A 21278-nucleotide genomic window follows, 5' to 3' on the forward strand; every position below is an offset into this window, starting at 1 on the left:
TCCTCGTTACAGCCAGACTGTTTTTTCTTCAAAGGATGTCCGAGCCGGCACTTTCGACTTTTTTAATACTTCTGGATCGGGATAACCGATAAACAAATTTCCGATAATTTTCTTGTTTTCAGGTGATCCAATAAACTCAACCATTCGTTGGTCGCGAACAAGTCCGACGCCCCTTGTCCTCCAGACCAGCCCTAATCCCAATTCTTTGGCGGCAAGCCACATCGAATGGATTGCGCAGCATACGGCATATTCATTATCGGCAGAGGCCTCTTCATCGCCTGGAACGATGTCGGCTGTAACGACAATATGAACCGGTGTGGTTTTCAGCACTTTTAAGGAGCTTTCGATTAAATTTGGTTTGGTTGGAAAGCGTTCCTGTAAATATTCATAGGCCAACGCCTCATATCGTTTTTTAGCTTCGCCTTTAATGACATAAAAGCTCCATGGTTCCCGCATCCGGTCATTCGGTGCCCATGTCGCTGCTTCTAATAAGCTGTGAATCTTTTCGTCTTCGACCTCTCGAGCCGCATAATCACGGATTGCTCTTCGATTTTTGATTTCCGCTATAATCGACATCTTAGTCCCTCCCTATTTCAACTATTTGTTTTTCCTCTGCTTCTTGAAACCAGCGTAATTTCTCGCGCAGTCCGACCACATCACCCACCAGAACAATCGCCGGATGAGTAATCCCGGCTTCAAGGACCCGGACTTCGATATCCTTTAAACTTCCGGTCACCGTCTTCTGCTTTGCCGTCGTTCCCCATTGGATAATGGCGGCTTTCGTGTCAGGGCTTTTTCCGTTCTCGATTAATCTCGAAACAATATAGGGTAAATTCCCAATTCCCATATAAAAGGCAATCGTATCGATTCCTTGAGCGAGGGCTGGCCAATTTAATTGATCCTCATCCTTTTCCGCTCGGCTGTGGCCAGTGACGATCGCGAAGGAGGAAGCATAATCGCGGTGGGTCACCGGAATTCCGGCATAAGCAGGCGCTGCAATTCCAGCTGTAATCCCCGGCACCATTTCATAGCGGATCCCATGTTCGGCGAGAATTTCTGCTTCTTCACCGACACGGCCGAAAATGCAGGGATCGCCTCCTTTTAATCTGGTGACCGTCTTGCCCTGACTGGCTTTTTCAATTAATAGCTCGTGAATTTGATCTTGAATGATCTGATGTCTTCCTGGCTGTTTGCCGCAAAATATCAGCTCTGCCTCCGCTTTTGCATATTTCAGCAGTTCCTCATTTACTAAGCGGTCATATAAAATCACATCCGCCTGTTGGATACACTCCATCCCATAAACCGTAATCAGCTTAGGGTCTCCCGGTCCAGCACCAACAAGATACACTTTTCCATTTGTCATCTTCTCGCTCCTTTCCTAATTTACTCATTTGAAATTCCGGCTGATGCAAAGGTGGCCATTTCTTTCAGCATTAAGGTCGCTGATTGTAAGATAGGAAAGGCCACTGCTGCCCCGCTCCCTTCGCCTAGCCGCAAATCTAAATCAAGTAGTGGCTTCTTGCCTAATAACTGCAGCGCAATTTCATGTCCAGGCTCGACGGAACGATGGCCGACCATCATATAATCCGCTGCTGTCTCACAGATTTCCCTTGCCAAAAGAGCTGCTACCGTGCAAATAAATCCATCTACCAATATCGGGATCCGGTTCCGAGCGGCGGAGAGCATTGCACCGGTCATACCGGCTATTTCCAAACCGCCAATTTTAGCTAAGATATCGATTGGATCCTTCCAATCAGGGTTTCTTTCCTTCAGTGCCCGTGTGATGACCTCTTGCTTATGACGGATTTTTTCTGTGGGAATCCCTGTTCCTCGGCCGACGAGTGCACCGATGTCCTGCCCGCTTAAAACCGCTGCGATCGCACTGCTTGGCGTCGTATTGCCGATCCCCATTTCACCAACAATTAGGCATTTGATTCCCTGTTGAATCATCTGTTCCGCCCGTTCATAGCCAACGGCGATGGCTTGTTCAGCCTCTTCTCTTGTCATTGCATCCTGCTGGCAAAAATTATTCGTTCCATAGCGAATTTTCCGATTTACAAACCCGTCAGCCTCTATATCTGCTGCCACACCGATATCAACCACTTCAAACATAGCCCCGATTTGCCGGCTAAAGACATTGATGGCCGCACCGCTGTTTAAAAAGTTCATAACCATTTGCACAGTTACTTCCTGTGGGAAAGCGGACACCCCTTCTTCGACCACGCCATGATCAGCGGCAAACACGATCACTCCAGGTGGTGACACGACCGGAAAGGCTTCAGATGTCATTTCCGCCAGTTGAATCGCTAATTCCTCTAATCTCCCCAAACTGCCCGGAGGTTTGGTTAATGTATCGATATACTCACGAACTTGCTGCCCCATTTCTCTATCGAGAGGCTGAATGGCTGTTTTTACGCTATTCATTGGGTGATCCCCCTTTTTTGGTAATCCTTCATTAATTGTTCAATGACATCGAGTTTTACATGTTCCCTAACATGTTCTGCCAGACGGTCAAACGCTTCTTCCCTCAATTGGTTAAAAGATGGGCGGTTGTGGATGGGCTCCAACTTCTTTTTGCGTCGGATCTGATTAAGTAATTCCTCGCGAAATTCATCATTATGGAAAATCCCATGGAAATAAGTGCCAATGATGGTTTCGTCTGAAGAATGACAGCCATCCCATTTTTCATTCGTAAAAATAAGCCCTTGAGACGCTCCTTTTGCCAAGGTTTCGCCCATATGAATCTCGTACCCTGTCACATGAAAGTTTTTTCCGAAAAGATGCAACATCCCATTTGATAGGATCGTCGTCTTTTCTTTCGTAATGGTCGTTTCAATTGGTAGTAACTGAAGGCCTTCGATTGCTTGATGCAGGGACTCGATCGCTAACGGATCCTCAATTTTATCACCGAGCATTTGATAGCCGCCGCAGATCCCGAAAAGAACGGTGTGTTTCTTTTTCTGTAATTCTGCTATTTTTTGAGCGATGCCACTTTTTCTTAAAAATAACAAATCTTCAATTGTATTCTTGCTGCCTGGGAGAATCACTAAATCTGGATCGTGTAATTGATCCGCTCTCGTTATAAAACGGACATGACAATCCGGCTCGGCAAAAAACGGGTCGACATCGGTGAAATTGGAGATTTTCGGATACTGAATCACCGCTATATCCAATTCTTTTTCGGTATTTTGAGTGGAGGTATATTGATTTAAAATCACGGAATCCTCGGCATCAATATTTAGATTCTCCAAGTAAGGAATCACGCCGAGAACGGGTTTACCTGAATACTCCTCAAACCACGTTAATCCCGATTCTAGCAGGCGGATATCGCCGCGGAATTTATTGATGATCACGCCAATCACTCGGTCGTGGTCCGCTGGTTCCATCAGTTGAAGGGTTCCTACTAAACTAGCAAACACTCCGCCTTTTTCGATATCCCCAATTAAGATCACAGGGGCATCCGCCATTTTGGCGACCCGCATATTGACCATTTCCCGATCATTGAGATTAATCTCGGCCGGACTGCCTGCCCCTTCAATGACAATCCGTTCATAATTTTGGGACAGGGTGGAGAGTGATTGTTGAATCAGCGTCAATCCCGTTTGAAAGAATTCCCGGCGGTACCTTCCTGCTTCCATATTCTTATATGGTTTACCATGGACGACAATTTGGGATTGGTTATCTCGGTTCGGTTTTAGTAGAATCGGGTTCATATCAGTAGTTGCCTGAATCCCTGCGGCTTCGGCCTGAACTCCCTGTGCTCTGCCGATTTCTTTTCCGTCCACGGTGATATAGGAATTTAACGCCATATTTTGTGATTTAAACGGAACCGTTTTATATCCGTCCTGGGCGAATATCCGACAAAAGGCTGTCACGACGACACTTTTGCCGACATCCGAATTAGTACCTTGAAACATAAGTGGAAGAGCTTTAACCATTTTTTTTGAACTCCTTACATTTCTTCACCCAATTTTCCACAAGCTCGGGGCATGAGCCAAAATGAAAATGGGTATAACCTGCAATTAAATTCCCTTTCCGATAGCCCTCCTGCTTAAACCCACGCATTCCTTTCGTTTGATAGGCCGGGTCAAAATCAGTTCTAGGATGAAAGGTAGAGTAGTGAAATTCATGACCTCTTGCACTCAGATTACCCGCTAACAAGAAATTTTCTCCTTCTGCAGTGATTTCCCGGTATCCCAAAGCCGCTAGTTTTGTCTGCATTTTCACCTTTCCGGGAATGATCCCGACCATTTTGTAACTCGTTTCATCCGTTGTTTCCAACGATTCGGTTAAGTACATAAACCCGCCACATTCCGCCAAGGTTGGCAGTCCTTTTTCAATGGCCGATCGAATCGAGTCCTTTACATCTGTCTGTTTGGTCAGCTCCTCGGCAAATTCCTCTGGGAACCCGCCGCCGATATACAAGCCATCGACTTGTTCCGGCAGGCATTCACCCTTTAATGGAGAGAACTCGATCAGCTCGGCTCCGCCGGCTGCTAACATGTCGAGGTTTTCCTGATAGTAAAAATTAAAAGAGGCATCTCGTGCGACTGCAATTTTTACAGTTGCCTGCTCCGCTCTCTTAAACTGGGATTCTTTTACCTTTAAAGGGGAGGCTTTCGCCAGATCATATAAAGAATCTACATCGACGGTTTCAAGCACTAAATCACCAAGCTGCTCAAAAAATGGAGCCAATTCTCCTCGTTCAACGGAGGGTATCAACCCTAAATGCCGTTCCGGAATCGAAAGTTCCTCGTTTCTTTTCAAATAGCCAAGGACGGGAATACTGCATTCTTGCTCAATCGCGGTTTGGACGATTTTAAAATGTCCTTCGCTGCCCACCCGATTGGCGATCACCCCGACAATATTGGCCTCTTTCAGAAAAGTTTGAAATCCCTTCACAATGGCCGCTGCACTACGGGCCATACTGGCACAATTCACGACCAAAATAACCGGACTTTCGGTGATGAGACTGATTTCGGCAGTGGAGCCCGTATTGTTAAGTGGATTTTTCCCATCAAAGAATCCCATTACCCCCTCGATAACGGAAATATCCGCCCCAACACTTGCGCGGTTGACAATCTCTTTGACCATCTCGTGGTTGAGCATCCAGCTGTCAATGTTTCTTGACGTTCTTCCCGTGACGGCCGTATGATAGGTCGGGTCGATATAATCAGGGCCGCATTTAAAGCCCTGGACGGTATAACCTTTTTTCCTTAAAGCAGACATCAGCCCAATGGTCAGAGTAGTTTTTCCGACACCGCTGCCTGTCCCTGCAATTACAAGTCGGCGACTAGACATTCTATTTCCCTCCTCTATCAATAGGAAATCACTGCTACTGATATGGTGACATTACCTGATTTCTTTTTCATCAACGCTAATTTTTCCGCACCGCTGTACAACAAGGCGGCCGGCTCACTGACACCGTACGCACCGGTATATTTAAAAACCGTTTCAGAACGGTTCTGAAGTTCAATGGCATTCAATTCATCTGGTGTGTAATAAATAAACTCCCAGCGGTTTTTATTCACCACTTCCAGCAGCCCCGCTTCATCCTTTTTTAGATCAATCGTGCAAACCGCTTTGACACTTTTTTTCGAAAACCCTAATTCCTCAAGCGTTTCGTCGATTACTGCTTCAATCTCCGCTGCAGTGGTCCCGCGGTTGCAGCCCATTCCAAGGACAATCACCTTTGGTCGATATAAAACACCATTATGTAAAATCTCCGTTTCGTCTTCGAATAAATTCCGATGGGTTACTACTAGAGCAGCATCTGGCTTTGCGGCCAGCGCTTCTTGGACCGATGAATACGGCTGAATATTTCCCGGGAGCGGGCGGCCATATGGCCACCAGTCTTTTTCGCCTGACTCCTGAACCACGGCGATTTTTTCTTCGTTCACAACCGAAGCGCTAACGGGCGTCAGCTTTTCAGCCGAGTCCCAGATCCAGCCAAACCGTTTTCCGAACAAATCAACCGCAATCGTTTCCTGTACATCTGAAGCGGTGGTAATAATGGGGCGGGCCTTTAGGGCGGCCGCCACTTCTTTCGTTAGTTCATTGGCACCGCCGATATGGCCTGACAGCACGCTGATCACATGTTCGCCCTTATCGTCGATAACGACAACGGCAGGATCTGTTTTTTTATCCTTTAAAATTGGCGCAATCATTCGGACCACGGCTCCAAGGGAAATGATGATGATCAGCCCCTTATAGGCCTCGAAAAGAGAGGGCAGAAGAAGGCGAACGCTTCCGGTGAATAACTGGATATCCTTGTTCCTCTCATCTCCTTTTTCAAACTTCGCCATATAGTACACATCGGCATTTTGAAACGAATGTCCCAGCTTGCGGGCCAGTTCGACCCCATGCTTTGTAATCGCAACAACGGCATAGTCACCCTTCTGCTGAATGACCGCCTTTTGCGCTTCTTGGAGCTCGATCATTACGAATCCACCCCCCGGCGGAATCCGTGTGTAAACGTTTTGTCATAGAGTTTGGAACGATAATCTTGTTCGTGAATATTTTCATCTAGCGCCCAACCGGCTAAGATCATCGCCTGTTTACGAATCCCATTCGTCCGCATATCTTCATCCAACCGTTCCAGTGTCGTCCGGACAATTTTTTGATCCGGCCACGAGGCTTTATATACGACCGCAACAGGGGTATCCATGCTCCAGCCAGCCCCTGTCAATTCCTTGACAAGCTTTTTCGTTAACGTCGCACTTAAGAAAAGCGCAATCGTGCAATGATGTTTGGCTAAATCCGCCAGCTTTTCAAATTCTGGCACAGGTGTCCTGCCTTCAGCTCTTGTCAGGATTACGGTTTGCGTTAAATCAGGAATCGTCAGCTCGGCTTGCGCGGCCGCGGCGGCTGCAAACACAGAACTCACACCCGGAACAATCTCTACTTCGATTCCTTTCTTCTTTAACAAGACGATTTGTTCCATAATCGCCCCATAGACAGCCGGATCGCCCGTGTGGACACGAACGACCTTTTTCCCTTGATGAATTCGGTCAGCCATGACGTTGACCATTTCTTCTAAGTGCATCCCGGCCGTTTTTAATATTTCGGCGGAAGGTTTCGCTTTGGCAATTAAGTCTTCGTTTACAAGAGAATCTGCATAAAGAACGACATCTGCCTGCTTAAGATGTTGAAGACCTTTTACCGTGATTAAATCAGGATCGCCTGGTCCAGCACCAATGATATAAAGCTTCATTTTCTCACCACCATTAATGTTAAGTATTCAAGCTCCGCTCCTTCGAGCTCATCTGCCCGCCAAATAATCTCCTCATCCGACGTTACCTTTGTGACGACTGAAGCCTTGTCAAGCAAATCTAAATCACGTAATACTTCCAGCATTAAATCAATGACCTTCGCCACTTTTATAAAAATGACACAATCATTGTCTTGAATGACTTTTTTCATGGTTTCATAGTCATCCCGTGCTGGAACAATCGCCACATGCTCATCCCCATCGGCCAATGGAATTCCCAGCCTAGAAGCCGCCCCATTGATGGACGAAATCCCCGGAACGACTTCAATCGGAACCTGGGGATACTTTTCCTGCATCAAACGCATCATATGAATAAACGTGCTGTATAAAAGAGGATCCCCTTCAGTTACAAAAGCGACATCCTTTCCCTCCTGCAGCTTCGCCCATACATTTTCCACGGTTTCCGTCCATTTTCTTTCCAATGTGGCTGGATCCTTTGTCATCGGAAAGACAAGGCCTAGCATTTCTTTTTCGTTCGGCTGAAAATAGACATCAATGATTCGATGAGCATAACTTTTGCTGCCCTTTTGTTTTTTCGGATAGGCAATCACTGGTGATTCCTTTAATTTACGAAACGCCTTAACGGTAATGAGCTCTGGATCCCCCGGGCCAACCCCAAGGCCGTATAATGTACCTAACATGTTTACTCCCCTTCCTTGCGCCATGCTTCTATTATGTAAATCGGATTTAATGCATCAAATCTTGTCAGATTCAAAATGGGCTTACTTCTGGATATTTGCGCAAGAGTGATGTTCGTCTCATATCCCCGCTCTTTAAACGCAAGCATCGCTTCTGAAAGATTTTCAATCGTGACGGCATTTAAGACAATGCGTCCACACGCTTTCAAGCGGCTGCAGCAAATATCCAAAATGTCTTCCATCCCGCCTGCCGTCCCGCCAATAAAAACCGCATCCGGATCTGGGAAGGTATCTAATCCCTCTGGTGCTTTCCCGTGAACGAGGGTGGCATCCACACGGAACTTGGCTAAATTTTGCTTACAGTTTTCCAGGTCGCCCTCGTTCTTTTCGATGGCAAACACTTGTCCTTCACTGGCGATTTTCGCTGCCTCGATCGCAACAGAACCTGTGCATGTCCCAATATCCCAAACCGTGCTGTCTTCCTTTAACCTTAGGGCACTAATGCTTAGTGTGCGAATTTCCTTTTTGGTAATTAAGCCCTTATCCGGTTTGCGCTGAAAAAACTCCGCATCGTCAATGCCGATCGGCCAATGCGGGCTTTCCCCCTTTTTCTTGAGAATCACCACATTGAGCGGTGAAAAGTCTTCATCCTTCATTTCAGCAAGGGTAAACCAGCGGCATCGTTCCTTGTCACTGCCAAGGTTCTCTCCCACAAACGCCTCATATTCAGTCATGCCAAAGGAAAGCAAATACTGAGCGATTTTATTTGGGGAATTTTCTGTGTCGGTTAAGATTGCGACCGTTTTTTTTCCATCCACTCGCTGTGCCAGCCCTTTTATACTCCTGCCGTGAACGCTGGTAAAATAAGCATCCTGCCATCTTTCTTTCATTCTGGCAAAAGCAAGCTGGATCGAACTTAAATAAGGATAAAAGTCCAAATCGATTTTAGAAGATAAATAGCTTCCAATTCCATAGAACAACGGGTCTCCAGATGCTAGAATCACTACGTTTCTCGTCTCCGACTGCAACCGTTCGACGAGTGAAGAAATCCCGCCTTCAATCGCGATTTTTTCGCCGGCGAATTCAGGAAAAAAAGAAAGCTGTCTCTTTCCTCCTATTAATAGTTCACTTTCATAAATCCACTTTTCGTACATAGGGAGCAGGCTGACTTTCCCTTCGTCTCCAATGCCGATCATTTTAATTGATGCCATTCTTTCGCACCACCTTTCCTAACAATTCCCCCTTCATGGTATAAAGGGTCGTATCTATATCGATCCCGCCATCGACTTCCTTTAACGCAGCAAGGCAGCAATGGTCGCTTAGCATTTCGAAAAAGGAAAGATGGCCCTGTGCTGTCATCATATCGCCAACCTGTGATGCCGTATTGGCCGTTCGAATTTCCTCGACCAGGGCGGCATCAGCACCGGTACGACTTGCCACCTCCGCTAAAAAATTAAAATCTACCGGGGCGCTTTTCGAGTGGACCATCATGATCCCCATTGCTACCTTTGAGAATTTCCCCATCATGCCGACCATCGACACTCTTTTTACCCCTTGCTTCTTGCATTGTTTAAGGGTGAACCCGACAAAGTCACCCATTTCGATAAAAGCTTCCTCAGACAGCTCGGGGAATTGCTTTATGGCATTTTTCTCGCTCCTCCCGCCTGTTGTAATGACAACGTGCTCGCAGCCACTGGCCCGGGCAACACTAATAGCCTGGATGATGCTGGCCTTATAAGCGGCTGTGGAAAAAGGAACGACAATCCCGCGGGTTCCGAGGATAGAAATCCCGCCAATGATTCCTAAGCGTCCATTGAGTGTTTTTTTGGCGATTTCTTCACCGGCTGGTACGGAAATGACGATCTTTATTCCTCTTGTAATCCCGAATTCTTTTAATACACCTTCGGCTGTCTCACGGATCATCCTGCGGGGAACGGGGTTAATCGCGGCCTCGCCAACAGGAACGGGCAATCCGTCCTTTGTGACCCGGCCAACTCCAATTCCCCCGTCAAGGAAAATACCTGGTTCATCGATCCATGATACGGTGGAAACTATTAAGGCCCCGTGGGTGGCATCCGGGTCATCCCCCGCGTCTTTAATCGTACTGGCGGTAACCGTTTGTTCCGTCACCTCACAGCTTTCTATCTGAAAGGTTGCAAACCGCTTGACGGGCAAGTAAATGATCGATTCTGTTTGCGGCTCACCAGTTATTAATGCCGTTAGTGCCGCTTTTGTTGTCGCCGTTGCACAGGCCCCTGTCGTATATCCTTCCCGCAGCTTTCCTTTTGGTACTTCCTGCATAGGTTATCCCCGTTCAGCCATAATGGAAATGGCATTTAATGCGGCAACGGTCACGGTACTGCCGCCTTTCCTGCCAATATTGGTGATGAATGGGATATCGAGCTTGGCTAATTCTTCTTTTGACTCAGCGGCGGAAACAAACCCAACTGGCAGACCAATGACAAGACCAGGTTTCGCTTCTCCTTCTTTAATCAGGCGGATGAGTTCGAGTAAGGCGGTTGGGGCGTTCCCGATGGCAAAAATGCCACCGTCCGCTTCTTTGATCGCTTTTCGCATCGAAATAATTGCCCGTGTGGTATTTAACCGTTTGGCTTCTTGTACCACATCCGGGTCAGAAATATAGACCTTGATTTCTCCGCCGTACTTTTCAATTCGCGCTTTATTAGCCCCGCTTTGAATCATTTGAACATCGGCAACTACCATTTTCCCGCTCCGAATCGCGCGGATGCCGGACTGAATAGCGTCAGGATGGAAGAGGACGCTATTCCCGAGTTCAAAATCAGCAGATGCATGGATGATCCGCTGGACAATCGGATATTGCTCCTCGGTAAACGGGTGCTCCCCAATTTCTTCATTAATCATTTCAAAACTTCTTCCTTCGATCTGTTCCGGTTGGACGGTTAACGGTTTAAATTCGGTACGAAAATCCATTTCTCTCACTCCTGTATTTAAAATGATTGTTCTGTTGTGACGGTTGGTGTGGAACCAATCTTTTTATGTAATTCTGCGATGACATCGGTAAAATTAGCATAGACGGTGCCATAATTCAGTTTAGGGCGGCCAATAAGGATGACCTCAATCCCCAGTTCCTTGGCCGCTTCCACCTTTTCATCGACCGATCCGACTTTCCCGCTCTCTTTCGTCACCATTAAGGTCACGCCATATTGCCTATATAGGGCTTTGTCGAACTCTTTTGAAAATGGTCCCTGGATCGCAACAATATTTTTCTGCGGCAGCCCTAGCTGCTCACATTTTTCCATATTATCCACACGAGGCAACATCCTGGCGATCAAGCGGATGTCCGGGTTTCCTAATAGTTTTTCTGTGAAAATTTGAAGCGTCTTGCTGCCGGTCGTCAACATCACCACGCCTTTTTTGGCCAATGCAAGCTCCGCTGCTTCCTCGTAGCTTTCGATGACTGTCATGTTGTCATATTGAAAAGTTTGTGACTCCCGTTCATACCGGATATAGGGGATTCCCGCCGTTTGGGCCGCCTTGATTGCGTTTTTCGAAGCTTCTTCCGCAAACGGATGACTGGCATCGACAACCGCTAGAATCCCTTTTGTGTCAATCACCCCCACCATGTCTTCATCCGTTAATCTTCCTACTTGAACAGGTATCCCTGACTCCCTTAATTCAACCGCTGCATTTTCTGTGACAACGGAGGCCAAGAGATCGAAGCCCTCCTTTTTTATTTCTAAAGCAAGGGCTCGTGCATCACTTGTACCGGCTAATACGAAAATCATCCTCTATCTCCTGCCTTTTGCACTGCATGTTCGTGATCATGATGATGGTCGTGGTCATGGTCATGATGGACATGGCCGTGATGATGATCATGGTCATGATCATGGTGGTGGTGATGATCGATATGTTCCATCACATTGAGACGGTACTGGCAGGTATCGCAGTTCATCTTCACCTCATCACGGAGGGCTTCTTCCACCCGATCGATTAAAATCGTCTGTAATTTTGGATGATAACCAAAATAGTCAGCCAACTGAAATTCAACCGCGGAATATTGATTTTGAATAGGAACCATCATATCTTCTAACCGTTTAATCAGGATGCCGGTGAATAGAAAGTAAGGCAGGATTACCACTTTTTTTGCTCCAAGCTTAATACAGCGCTCAATTCCTTCGTTCACAAGGGGATTGGTCACCCCCATAAAAGCAGGCTCGACGATTTTATAGTTTGTTTTTTCCCATAGTAATCTAGCAATTTTATATAAATCACTATTCGCATCGGGATCGCTTCCGCCCCGTCCTAGCAAAAGGACAGCCGTATCGTCTTCGATGGATTCTAAATTCTCGCCAATTTCCATTAATCTCGTTTTTAGAATTTCAAATGTTTCCTCATGAACACCAATTGGCCGGCCATAAGTAAATTGAACAAGTGGATATTTATTCTTTGCCTCATCAATAGCTGCTGGAATATGAATTTTGGAGTGTCCTGCTTGTAATAGCATGATTGGAATCACGACAATATGGTCGGCCCCTTTCTCCACACACAGATCGATTCCTTGATTAACGGTTGGTCGTTCAAATTCTAAAAAGCACGTCTCCACCAGGAAAGAATCGTCCCAAGTCTTTCTCATCTCACGGATGAACTCGCGAACCTGCTGATTTCCCTCTTGATCCCTGCTCCCATGCCCCACGAATAAAATTGCTTTCAAAATATTTCCTCCCCTTTGTTTGTAAATGCCTAACCTACCAATTGACCGCTAGACGTCTCCCCTTTACTCCCCGCAAACAGCCGCTTCGATTTTAAGGTTTGGTGTGATATCCTGGTACACAAAACCTTGAACCTCTTTGGCCCGTTTAAAAAATTTATAGAACCGTTCATTTGGATAGGCCTTTTGTTTGTACTCTTGAACAATCCCCTCTATGACCCCGACAATTTGGTCCGGTGCGATTCCTTCCGCTACGATTTGGCCGGGATGTGCCGTTCTTCCGGCTACCTTTGCCCCTAGAAATAAATCAAACGCTCCTTTTCGGTAAACAATGCCAATATCCTCTTTTACAGCTCCGTAGCAGGCCATACCGCAGCCATTTACACCCAGTTTTAATTCCTTAGGAAGTTCCATTCCGCCAAGCTTTTCATGTAGTTCCTCTGCATATGGAATGGAATCCTTCTTTTCTCCGTCACAAAAATCACAGGCTTTTACGGTTAATACGTCGCCAACAGGAGCAATCAAAAAGTTGGCCGCCGTTAGTTTTTCAACCATCTCATCAGGCTTAGAGGTTAAAATTTGCAGCTTCATATAATGGTCTTGTGTGTATTCCATGACACCTTCTTCTCCGACAATTTCAGAAAGAATGACCATCTGAGTCGCGGTAAATTTTTTATTGGCGACCCCAGGGCTGACCGCTACCTCAAAAATAGATTGAAAGTCTTGCTTCACCAATAAACCTTGGGTTAGTCCATCGTTCTCACCAAGGATCATTTGCAAGGCTTCCTCAGCCAGCTCTCTTGGCGACTCTTTCACTGAGGTTGGGGTGACTAGTTTCTTGTTCACCGGTGTTACATCTTCCGTTTGCTCCAGTGCCCATGGTTCGGCTTCCTTTTGCAAACGCTGATGCGGTTTCAACGGCTGTATTGCCTGATTTAATGTATACTTCCGCTGATAACCGCGCGGGGTGATGATCAAGCCGTCGTAGAAAAATGTGGAAGAGTTGCCAATTAAAACGGTGGTTAACATACCAATTTCATGTTCGAGCATCTCTTGTAAATTGGTTAAGACGATCTTTTGACTATCACGGTAAGCACTCTTTACCAATCCAACAGGGGTTTCTGGCGAGCGATATTTTAGTAGAATTTTTTGAGCTTCCATGATCTGCCGTGTTCTTCTCCCGCTTTTTGGATTATATAAAGCAATCACAAAATCAGCTTGAGCGGCCGCTTCGATTCGTTTCTCGATTATGCTCCAAGGTGTCAAATGGTCACTTAAGCTGATCGTACAGGCATCATGCATGACCGGCGCGCCTAATAAAGCAGCACAGGAGTTGATGGCAGAAATGCCAGGGACCACCTCCACTTCTACCCCTGAGTCTTTTTTCCAGCCTTTTTCGATTAGCACTTCGTAAACCAGTCCTGCCATTCCATATACACCGGCATCACCGCTCGAAATGACGGCTACCGTGTAACCGAGTTCGGCCTGTTTCACTGCCTCCTGGGCCCGGCTCACTTCTTCTGTCATTCCTGTACTAATGATTTGTTTTCCAGCTATTAATCCCTTGATTAGATCAACGTAGGTTTTGTAGCCGATGATGATATCACTTTCTTCGATGGCTTCTTTTGCCCGTCCAGTGATATGTTTTTCATCTCCGGGGCCAAAACCAATAACTAATAATTTGCCTTTCACACTATTACGCCACCTTCCAAAATTTCAAACTAGAATCCAGCTACTATCCGCTGTTAAACTTTTTCTGTAACAGCTTTTTGTACTCCTTCGATGCATTCCGACCCTTCTGGCTGGATGAATCCTTCTTCGGAATATTGATAGATCGCATTCTCCTGAAGACAATGACCTTCCGCCAGATGACGCCTTACAATCGTAGTCCCCACTTCTGGCGTCACGTTTTTATACCAGGTCCCGTCTGGATAAACGATAGCAACGGGAGCGTCCTTACATCTCCCATTGCATCTCGTTCTTGTTGTATGTACGAGTGAATCTAAGTTTAAATTGGTGATTTCATTCCGAATCGCTTGTGTCGCTTCCTCCCCTCCCTTTCTCATACAGCTGCTGCCGTTGCAAATGAAAACATGGTGTTTCGTCCCTTGTAAATTCCAAGTAGTCATGTCACACTCTCCTTTTCGTTTTTTACGTAAAAAAAGCACCCCTATGGACATAGGGGTGCAGAATATATACACACAAAAAAATAGCGATGTATGTTCAGCACTTCTACCTATGTTCCCGTAGGTTGAATGAAGTTATTAGGTAAAGGCAGGTCTCCTGACTTAGGTTCATCATTCCATTGCGTCTTCCCGAATTCCTTCAGTGACATCTGCAATGAACTCCCCATACAGTGGCGGGTACCGTGACGGATTTAAACCGTACTTCCCTATTAAGCACAAATTCGTGCACCTATCCTAATCTATTCAATTGTTAAAAAGGCTTGTTCCTTCTAAAGCTAAACTATGAGAATTAAAAATGATTTAGAATCATCCAAACGAAAAAATCCGTTCAACATTAGTTGAACGGATAAAACGTCAGCACAAAGAAAGTTAATAAATAATCCTTTTTGTCCAAACGTTCCATCTTCTCAACCCCCGAAGAAATCGAAACTTAAAAAGCTAAGACAGGTCTCCTGACTTGTGTTTCTTCCTACTTTAGACCCTTCCCGAATCGTCAATAAATAAACGGTCCAGTGGTTTGTCTATTTCGTCCACACTTACAGTTGCGGGGACAGTTCTGGCCTTTCACCAGATTCCCTATTAAGCCCTAAGGCATCTTAACCAATTGTTAACAAATTCATATGTAATTTTAAGAGATAATAATTATACTAGTCTAACAAATAGAATATTTCAAGTGCTTTTTTAATTCCCTTATTTTATAATCCATGTTGGTCACCTCCGAGGATCGATCTTGTCTGGCTTTTTTTAATAAGAATATTATTATACCTATTAAAAATGATGACACAATTTAAAAGTTCTAAAAATGCTGGTGAGACCAAGCCTTTTTTGTATGATTCAACAAAATGAACCAAATAATAAATGAAAGCAAATCAAGGTAATATTAATTTGAGGTGATAAAATGCCAATCCTCGAAGTTGATGAGAGTACCCTTTACTACACTGTTAAAGGTAAAGGGATTCCAATCATATTTATTCATCCGCCCGTTCTAACTTCAATAAATTTCATATACCAGTTAGAAGGACTATCTCGTTATTTTCAGGTTATCACCTTTGATATACGAGGACATGGAAGGAGTCCTTTTTCAAGAAAGCCTGTTACCTATCCATTAATCGTTGAGGATATAAAAAAACTAATGGACCATTTGGATATTAAGCAAGCCTTTTTATGTGGATATTCAGCAGGGGCATCCATCCTATTGGAATTTTTGTTATCAACATCAAAAGGGCGTGCTTTAGGTGGAATCATTATTAGTGGAATGTCTGAGGTAAGTGACTGGCGTCTAAAAAACAGAATACGCCTTGCTAAAAACCTTGCAAAGATTGGGGCATTGCCTGCTTTAGCTCGGTCAGTATCCAATAGCAATTCAAATACAAAAGAGTTGTTCGACAAAATGTTTCTAGAAGCTAAAAAAGGTGATGTTAGAAACATCTTGCAATACTATGATTACAGTTTGAACTATAACATTTCCGATCAACTAGAGAACATTACTATGCCAATTTCCCTCATTTATGGTGGAAAAGATAAAACATTTTATCGTTATGCACAACAACTACATACGAAACTACCTCAAAATGAAATAACCTTTGTTGAAGGCATTAAACATCAGGTCCCAACAAAGGCAGCAAGTAAATTGAATCATGTTATTTATCACTTTATCCAAAACCTTCCAGAAAAACAGGGGTGAATAAGCTTGGATGTTAAATTATTTCATTTAATAAATTTGCTTTCCGGACGACATTTAATAATAGATAAATTAATGATACTTATTTCCAAAAAGATGAAATTTGTTTTCTTTATTATTTTAGTGATTTTGCTTTTTAAAAAAAGGAATGTAACTATTGAAGCAGTAGTGTCTATCATGATTTCGTTATTCTTGCATTTTATAATTAAGTTATTTTATTTTAAGCCCCGCCCATTCATTGAAGGGAGAGTAGGTATACTTACCCCTTCTAAATTCGATTCGTCCTTTCCAAGTAAACATACTCTAATAACTTTCGCCGTTTCGACAATAGTCCTGTTTAGTCAACGCATCCTTGGATCTATTATGTTGGGGTTTTCTTTTTTAACGGGATTGTCACGAATTTGGCTAGGACATCATTATCCTTCTGACATTGCAGGAAGTGCTGTATTAGGCTCTTTTACAAGTGCGATTATTCATAAATTATTACAAAGGAAATGGCAATGAAAACGCTTAAGAAAATTGCACTGCCTATGAGGTATTATGATTTTTTATTGAAAAATGTTAACAAACGATCAGCTGGTTTAGTTCAATAAGAAAAGGTGATTGCCTTTTGTATTAGTAATCACCTCCTGTCTTTTCTATTCAATAAAGTCTATTTTTTTCCCCGATACCATTCAATCGCAATTTCTTTAAAACACTCATCTCGGAAAGGTCCAATTGTTACATCTCCCCACCAAAGGTGGCCACCGTCTGTCTGTCAGGACCAAACGCCTGACCATTCCATTTCAATACGGTTTGTACATATCCCAGACTGTCCGCATTGTACCTGCCAGCTATCCTTTGATACGCTTCGAGTTCGTATCTATTATCCCTGTTAAAATCAATCGGGTATAAACCAGACAAGGGATTCACCCACCCATTAATAGGAGCCTTTAAAATACCTTGGGGGTTATAGATTTCCGATAAATATTCCTTCCCCTTATAAGTAAGGTCAAGAATATACTTTTCTCTGAGATGATAACTGATTACCTTTGCTTTGTATTGATTTTCATATGTCACATCGTACTTATAGGAATCATTGAATGCATCCGAATCAAAAATCTGCTTTATTTGACCGTTGATATAAGAAAAGACATACGCATATATTGTGCCTGCACTTCCTCCGGTATCGATGACCACTAATATATCATCGCCTTTTTTGCCTGTAAAATTACCAAGAAACAGGGTTGGATTGTATCCAGAGTTATTTTTAAAACGGATGTATTCATAATGATGTGTTCTTCCATTTTGGATTACCAAAGTGATATCTTTCCAAAATGGACTATCAGGGGTTTTATTGGCAGTTAGAAAGACATTATCCTTTATCCCATCTGCGTCAATATCACCCCTCTTTACCGTTAAAACTGTTGGACTATTGGTATGAAGTTGTCTTGTATCAGCAGATTGCAGTCCCGCCCGTATTTCAAAAAGTTTATGCTTTGAAGGATAAGGATTGGGAAAGGACAAAGCCATATCAATTGTTTGCTGTGCTTCATTTGTTAATCCGGCTCTTGCCTGCGTTTTAGCCAAACAGTACCAATAATAGGGATGATTCGTCTCACGTATTTTTGCGTAATAGTGATGAAGCTCTTTATTGAAGTCATTGGTGTCCATTTACAACCCACCTGTCTAATTATTCTCCCTATAGATTTATGTACGAATTCACAGGAGCATTCCAAGAACCGGTCTACATGGGTTATCGTCTCGTAGGTTCCATTTTTTCATATAAAAAAAGCAGCCTACCTGAGCTATTAACACCCATTACCTGCTTTTTTCGTTATGTTCATCTAGAATCAGTTTTATCACCTAACAAGTCTATAGGAGAAATGTCTCCACCGTTCAACCAGATTGCTTGAAATCCTAGCTCGATAAAATGTTAAGGGGCTGCCCAAAAAGTTAAGTACCCGACTTTTTGAACAGCCCCTTGTTCTATTTAATCAATTCTTTAAGTGATTAACACGGAAAACCGATTTGAACGTTAAAAATTACCTGCTTTTTTAATGATAGGATTTTCGCTCTTCGTCCTTAATTTTCTAATATCTAGACGAATGAGGAGTGAAACGGCTAGAGCTATGACAAATATCCCTGAAAAAATGACTAAAGTCCCCTGATAACTTCCCGTGGTCTCCCTGACCCAGGATACAAAAATTGGTCCCACTAGACCAGCTGCAGCCCATGCAGTTAAAATATAGCCATGAATGGCCCCAAGCTGCTTTGTTCCAAATAAATCGCCGATATAGGCAGGTATAGAGGCGAATCCTCCTCCATAACAGGTCATGATCATATAAACAAGGATCGAAAAAAGAATTCCCACTGCTATATTTGGAAGCATAAAAAAGGCAACGATTTGAAAAGCAAAAAATAGTGTGTAAACATTCGGCCTTCCGATGTAGTCGGAAATGGTAGCCCAAGCAATCCTTCCTGATCCGTTAAATAACCCCATGATTCCAACCATTGCCGCTGCTCCGGCAGCCGACATCCCTGCTAACTCTTGAGCCATTGGAGAGGCAACAGAAAGAATCGCGATTCCACAGGTAATATTGATGAAAAGCATCACCCACAGGGCCCAAAACTGTCTTGTTCTGACTGCCTCATTGGCGGTCAACTGACGAAGGTCCTCTTTAATTTTTTTAGTACCGGACTTTTTGGCTGCAGCTTCTAGGCCCTTAGGGACCCATCCCTCTTTTGGCGGCGCAAGATACTGTGCAGAACAAAAGATGATAATGAAGTACGCAAAACCAAGAATATAGAAAGTGTTTGAAATGCCATATGTTTCGATTAAATGATTCATAATCGGACTGATTATCAATGAAGCAAAACCAAATCCCATGATGGCCAGTCCAGTTGCGAGACCTCTCCTGTCAGGGAACCACTTTACCAGCGTGGAAACAGGTGTGATGTATCCAACCCCCAACCCAATTCCTGCAATCATACCGTAAAATAAATAGAGTAATAGCAATGATTCTAAATGAATGGCTAAACCAGCCCCAGCAATTCCAATTCCAAAAAACAGAGAGCTAAGTGTACCAGCCGCTCTCGGTCCAAACTTCTCGACAAAGTGCCCTAAAAAAGCGGCAGATAAACCTAAAAATAGAATCGCCAAGCTAAACGTAAACGAAATTTGCTTCAATCCCCACCCCATTTGTTCTTGCAGCGGTTTTGTAAAAACACTCCAGGCATAAACTGAACCAATTGAAATATGAATTCCAACGGCTGAAAGAGCGATCAGCCAACGATTTTTTGTTTGCATCCTTCCGTCCCCTTTTTCAAGTTGTATTTCCCAGCTGTGAGTTGATTTCAAATCGTACTTACTCGTGAGTAACGATCATTTTGGAAGCTGCTAGTGCGGCTCGCTGCCTTGCCTCTTCGACTGATTCTCCGCTGCTCAACGCTACTGCCATACGTCGTCCTACTTTTGTTTCTGGTTTTCCAAAAACCCTTACCTGTGTATCTGGGATGGATAAGCTTTCAGAAATTCCAGCTATTTGGTAGATATTGCTTTCCGTCGTTGCTTTAATCGTATGACTTGCACCAGGTTTCAATAGCTGAACAGATGGAATCGGGTAGCCTAAAATTGCTCTTACATGTAAGGCAAATTCGGATAGGTCTTGCGTTACCATTGTAACCATCCCCGTATCGTGAGGCCGTGGCGACACTTCACTAAAATAAACACCTTGTGGAGAAAGAAATAATTCAACTCCAAAAAGTCCGTACCCGCCAAGAGCATCAGTGATTTTTTTGGCGATATCCTGCGCTTTTGCGATTTGTTCCGTTGACATGTCATGCGGCTGCCAGGATTCAATATAATCACCATCTTTTTGAACATGTCCTATTGGTGCACAGTAGGTTGTTCCTGAAATGGAACGGACTGTTAGTAGTGTAATTTCCGATTCAAAATGGATAAATTCCTCGACAATCACCCGAGTTTTTTTGGCTCTTCCACCTAAAATAGCCTCGTTCCAAGACCATTCTACATCCTCGATCGAACGGCAAACAGTTTGCCCTTTTCCAGATGAACTCATGATTGGTTTAATCACGCATGGAATCCCAATTTCTTCTACAGCATCCCTTAATTCCTCTAATGTGTTCGCAAAAGCATATTTCGCTGTAGGGAGCCCCAGTTCCTCGCTTGCCAAGCGTCGGATTCCTTCCCTATCCATGGTCAAGTTCACAGCTTTAGCCGTCGGTACAATACGAAATCCTTCATTTTCAAGATCAATTAATGTTTCTGTTGCGATCGCCTCAATTTCAGGGACTACCATATCCGGCTTCTCTTGTTCTATCACTCTGCGAAGTTCTTCTCCATCCAGCATGTCCACCACATAGGAACGATGGGCCACCTGCATTGCCGGCGCGTTTTCATATCTGTCTACAGCTATGGTCTCAAGTCCTAAACGCTGAGCCTCGATGATCGTCTCTTTACCAAGCTCACCAGAACCTAGTAACAACACTTTTTTTGTCTGGGTACCAAACACCTTACACAACCCCTTATTGTTTGTCTTTTGCTTATATTAACCCATATTTACACTTCGTTCAAGTGATAATTTCACATTAAACACGAACATTATTTAATGATTTCATTAGTTTCATTCGTCATTTTTCTTGAAAGCGTTACTATTTTTTAACATATGTACTTGTATTATTTATATTTGTTTATTCTTCACTGCTTTGTGTGTTGTTTTTATGTACACCTGCTAACGAATCAGCGTCCTCGTCGTCTTTCGCACATCATATTCTTTGTTATTAAAGGCAAAAGGACAAGGTCTTATTCATA

The 21278-nt window shown here is 44.0% G+C and carries 20 protein-coding genes and 2 riboswitches; of the genes, 2 read left to right on the forward strand and 18 right to left on the reverse strand.

Going from position 1 to position 21278, the window contains the following annotated elements:
* Window positions 1-6: 6 nt before the first annotated feature.
* From AB7942_RS26200 to AB7942_RS26270, 15 genes are all read right to left on the reverse strand, one after another.
* The gene (locus AB7942_RS26200; protein WP_369449127.1) at window positions 7-576 is read right to left on the reverse strand and encodes a nitroreductase family protein; all 570 of its coding nucleotides are present in this window, start codon (window positions 574-576) and stop codon (window positions 7-9) included.
* A gap of 1 nt (window position 577) precedes the next feature.
* Window positions 578-1363, reverse strand: coding sequence for a uroporphyrinogen-III C-methyltransferase (gene cobA, locus AB7942_RS26205; protein ID WP_369449128.1), 786 nt, complete (start codon window positions 1361-1363; stop codon window positions 578-580).
* Window positions 1364-1383: 20 nt separating this feature from the next.
* Window positions 1384-2424, reverse strand: a complete 1041-nt coding sequence (gene cobT, locus AB7942_RS26210) for a nicotinate-nucleotide--dimethylbenzimidazole phosphoribosyltransferase (protein WP_369449129.1) — start codon at window positions 2422-2424, stop codon at window positions 1384-1386.
* Window positions 2421-3938 (reverse strand): cobyric acid synthase, encoded by a 1518-nt coding sequence (locus AB7942_RS26215; RefSeq protein WP_369449130.1) that lies wholly within the window; start codon window positions 3936-3938, stop codon window positions 2421-2423. Before AB7942_RS26215 ends, cobT begins: the two co-directional genes overlap by 4 nt.
* Window positions 3931-5301: a cobyrinic acid a,c-diamide synthase CobB gene (locus tag AB7942_RS26220; protein WP_369449131.1), complete on the reverse strand. Its 1371-nt coding sequence runs from the start codon at window positions 5299-5301 to the stop codon at window positions 3931-3933. Before AB7942_RS26220 ends, AB7942_RS26215 begins: the two co-directional genes overlap by 8 nt.
* A 17-nt stretch (window positions 5302-5318) precedes the next feature.
* Window positions 5319-6440 (reverse strand): cobalt-precorrin 5A hydrolase, encoded by a 1122-nt coding sequence (locus tag AB7942_RS26225; protein WP_369449132.1) that lies wholly within the window; start codon window positions 6438-6440, stop codon window positions 5319-5321.
* Window positions 6440-7213 (reverse strand): precorrin-4 C(11)-methyltransferase, encoded by a 774-nt coding sequence (gene cobM, locus AB7942_RS26230; RefSeq protein ID WP_335437418.1) that lies wholly within the window; start codon window positions 7211-7213, stop codon window positions 6440-6442. The genes AB7942_RS26225 and cobM overlap by 1 nt, the downstream gene beginning before the upstream one ends.
* The gene (gene cobI, locus AB7942_RS26235; RefSeq protein ID WP_098527933.1) at window positions 7210-7911 is read right to left on the reverse strand and encodes a precorrin-2 C(20)-methyltransferase; all 702 of its coding nucleotides are present in this window, start codon (window positions 7909-7911) and stop codon (window positions 7210-7212) included. Before cobI ends, cobM begins: the two co-directional genes overlap by 4 nt.
* A 2-nt stretch (window positions 7912-7913) precedes the next feature.
* On the reverse strand, window positions 7914-9119 hold the full coding sequence (cbiE, locus tag AB7942_RS26240; RefSeq protein ID WP_369449133.1) for a precorrin-6y C5,15-methyltransferase (decarboxylating) subunit CbiE: 1206 nt from the start codon (window positions 9117-9119) through the stop codon (window positions 7914-7916).
* A complete protein-coding gene (locus tag AB7942_RS26245) occupies window positions 9106-10209 on the reverse strand; it encodes a cobalt-precorrin-5B (C(1))-methyltransferase (protein ID WP_369449134.1) in 1104 nt (367 codons plus the stop codon). The genes cbiE and AB7942_RS26245 overlap by 14 nt, the downstream gene beginning before the upstream one ends.
* A gap of 3 nt (window positions 10210-10212) precedes the next feature.
* Complete coding sequence (locus AB7942_RS26250; RefSeq protein WP_369449135.1) at window positions 10213-10860, reverse strand: precorrin-8X methylmutase; 648 nt, start codon at window positions 10858-10860, stop codon at window positions 10213-10215.
* A 17-nt stretch (window positions 10861-10877) separates the two neighbouring features.
* Window positions 10878-11675 carry a precorrin-6A reductase gene (cobK, locus tag AB7942_RS26255; protein WP_369449136.1) on the reverse strand — a complete coding sequence of 266 codons (798 nt, stop codon included), beginning with the start codon at window positions 11673-11675 and terminating at the stop codon, window positions 10878-10880.
* Entirely contained in the window at window positions 11672-12601 is a 930-nt protein-coding gene (locus AB7942_RS26260) for a sirohydrochlorin chelatase (RefSeq protein ID WP_369449137.1), read from the reverse strand. Before AB7942_RS26260 ends, cobK begins: the two co-directional genes overlap by 4 nt.
* 63 nt (window positions 12602-12664) lie before the next feature.
* Entirely contained in the window at window positions 12665-14290 is a 1626-nt protein-coding gene (gene cobJ / locus AB7942_RS26265) for a precorrin-3B C(17)-methyltransferase (protein WP_369449138.1), read from the reverse strand.
* 53 nt (window positions 14291-14343) lie between these two features.
* Entirely contained in the window at window positions 14344-14727 is a 384-nt protein-coding gene (locus tag AB7942_RS26270) for a (2Fe-2S) ferredoxin domain-containing protein (protein WP_369449139.1), read from the reverse strand.
* A 127-nt stretch (window positions 14728-14854) separates the two neighbouring features.
* Window positions 14855-15032: riboswitch (cobalamin riboswitch) on the reverse strand.
* Window positions 15033-15209: 177 nt separating this feature from the next.
* Window positions 15210-15398: riboswitch (cobalamin riboswitch) on the reverse strand.
* Between the two features lie 284 nt (window positions 15399-15682).
* On the opposite strand from AB7942_RS26270, the gene AB7942_RS26275 reads away from it, so the two are divergent.
* A complete protein-coding gene (locus AB7942_RS26275; RefSeq protein ID WP_369449140.1) occupies window positions 15683-16468 on the forward strand; it encodes an alpha/beta fold hydrolase in 786 nt (261 codons plus the stop codon).
* A 6-nt stretch (window positions 16469-16474) separates the two neighbouring features.
* Window positions 16475-16969: an undecaprenyl-diphosphatase gene (locus AB7942_RS26280; protein ID WP_369449141.1), complete on the forward strand. Its 495-nt coding sequence runs from the start codon at window positions 16475-16477 to the stop codon at window positions 16967-16969.
* A 216-nt stretch (window positions 16970-17185) separates the two neighbouring features.
* Here the strand turns inward: AB7942_RS26280 and AB7942_RS26285 are convergent, their stop codons facing one another.
* The 3 genes from AB7942_RS26285 to purT all read right to left on the reverse strand — a co-directional run bounded on the left by AB7942_RS26285 (window position 17186) and on the right by purT (window position 20979).
* Window positions 17186-18118: a VCBS repeat-containing protein gene (locus AB7942_RS26285; protein WP_369449142.1), complete on the reverse strand. Its 933-nt coding sequence runs from the start codon at window positions 18116-18118 to the stop codon at window positions 17186-17188.
* Window positions 18119-18482: 364 nt separating this feature from the next.
* On the reverse strand, window positions 18483-19754 hold the full coding sequence (locus AB7942_RS26290; protein WP_369449143.1) for an L-lactate MFS transporter: 1272 nt from the start codon (window positions 19752-19754) through the stop codon (window positions 18483-18485).
* A gap of 58 nt (window positions 19755-19812) precedes the next feature.
* Entirely contained in the window at window positions 19813-20979 is a 1167-nt protein-coding gene (purT, locus tag AB7942_RS26295) for a phosphoribosylglycinamide formyltransferase 2 (RefSeq protein ID WP_369449144.1), read from the reverse strand.
* Window positions 20980-21278: the final 299 nt, after the last annotated feature.

Source organism: Neobacillus sp. BF23-41, assembly GCF_041106275.1.

What these genes read in the sequence shown, in the direction of transcription:
- AB7942_RS26200 (WP_369449127.1), bottom strand. Translation starts at nt 576, where the DNA reads ATGTCGATTATAGCGGAAATCAAAAATCGAAGAGCAATCCGTGATTAT.
- cobA (WP_369449128.1), bottom strand. Translation starts at nt 1,363, where the DNA reads ATGACAAATGGAAAAGTGTATCTTGTTGGTGCTGGACCGGGAGACCCT.
- cobT (WP_369449129.1), bottom strand. Translation starts at nt 2,424, where the DNA reads ATGAATAGCGTAAAAACAGCCATTCAGCCTCTCGATAGAGAAATGGGG.
- AB7942_RS26215 (WP_369449130.1), bottom strand. Translation starts at nt 3,938, where the DNA reads ATGGTTAAAGCTCTTCCACTTATGTTTCAAGGTACTAATTCGGATGTC.
- AB7942_RS26220 (WP_369449131.1), bottom strand. Translation starts at nt 5,301, where the DNA reads ATGTCTAGTCGCCGACTTGTAATTGCAGGGACAGGCAGCGGTGTCGGA.
- AB7942_RS26225 (WP_369449132.1), bottom strand. Translation starts at nt 6,440, where the DNA reads ATGATCGAGCTCCAAGAAGCGCAAAAGGCGGTCATTCAGCAGAAGGGT.
- cobM (WP_335437418.1), bottom strand. Translation starts at nt 7,213, where the DNA reads ATGAAGCTTTATATCATTGGTGCTGGACCAGGCGATCCTGATTTAATC.
- cobI (WP_098527933.1), bottom strand. Translation starts at nt 7,911, where the DNA reads ATGTTAGGTACATTATACGGCCTTGGGGTTGGCCCGGGGGATCCAGAG.
- cbiE (WP_369449133.1), bottom strand. Translation starts at nt 9,119, where the DNA reads ATGGCATCAATTAAAATGATCGGCATTGGAGACGAAGGGAAAGTCAGC.
- AB7942_RS26245 (WP_369449134.1), bottom strand. Translation starts at nt 10,209, where the DNA reads ATGCAGGAAGTACCAAAAGGAAAGCTGCGGGAAGGATATACGACAGGG.
- AB7942_RS26250 (WP_369449135.1), bottom strand. Translation starts at nt 10,860, where the DNA reads ATGGATTTTCGTACCGAATTTAAACCGTTAACCGTCCAACCGGAACAG.
- cobK (WP_369449136.1), bottom strand. Translation starts at nt 11,675, where the DNA reads ATGATTTTCGTATTAGCCGGTACAAGTGATGCACGAGCCCTTGCTTTA.
- AB7942_RS26270 (WP_369449139.1), bottom strand. Translation starts at nt 14,727, where the DNA reads ATGACTACTTGGAATTTACAAGGGACGAAACACCATGTTTTCATTTGC.
- AB7942_RS26275 (WP_369449140.1), top strand. Translation starts at nt 15,683, where the DNA reads ATGCCAATCCTCGAAGTTGATGAGAGTACCCTTTACTACACTGTTAAA.
- AB7942_RS26285 (WP_369449142.1), bottom strand. Translation starts at nt 18,118, where the DNA reads ATGGACACCAATGACTTCAATAAAGAGCTTCATCACTATTACGCAAAA.
- AB7942_RS26290 (WP_369449143.1), bottom strand. Translation starts at nt 19,754, where the DNA reads ATGCAAACAAAAAATCGTTGGCTGATCGCTCTTTCAGCCGTTGGAATT.